We start from the raw sequence: 558 nt of genomic DNA on the forward strand, positions 1-558 counted from the left end.
ATTCAAGGCCTGAAAACAGGCGAATCATTAACGGATACTCTCATAGTTCATTCAGTCGATGGCACTGAGCAGAAAGTCACTGTCACCATTAATGGCACTGATGATAAAGCCGTGGTTGCAGGAACAAGTACCGCACAGTTAACCGAAGATAAAGATGTTCACGGTGGGCAGCTTCGCGTTGACGGCGCCCTCACTGTTACTGATGTGGATAATGGTCAAAATCAATTCCAAGCCACCTCACTACAAGGTCAGTTTGGTACTCTATCAATCAATGAATTAGGTCACTGGACCTACACCGCTGATAACTCACAAACAGCCATTCAGGGTTTAAAAACCGGTGAGTCAGTTACTGATACAGTGTTAGTTCATAGCGTTGACGGCACTGAGCAAAAAATCACTGTCACCATTAACGGCACCGATGATAAAGCGGTGATTGCGGGTACTTCAACAGCACAGTTAACCGAAGATAAAGACGTTCACGGTGGACAACTCCGCGTCGATGGTGCACTCACTGTTACTGATGTTGATGCGGGACAAAATCAATTCCAAGCCACCTCA

The 558-nt window shown here is 46.1% G+C and carries 1 protein-coding gene; it reads left to right on the forward strand.

The features are described from left to right. Window positions 1-558: VCBS domain-containing protein (locus tag Q4546_RS19170; protein WP_303446860.1), on the forward strand; the 558-nt coding region annotated here is incomplete at both ends.

It is taken from the genome of Shewanella sp. 4_MG-2023 (genome assembly GCF_030548015.1).
Classification (GTDB): domain Bacteria; phylum Pseudomonadota; class Gammaproteobacteria; order Enterobacterales; family Shewanellaceae; genus Shewanella.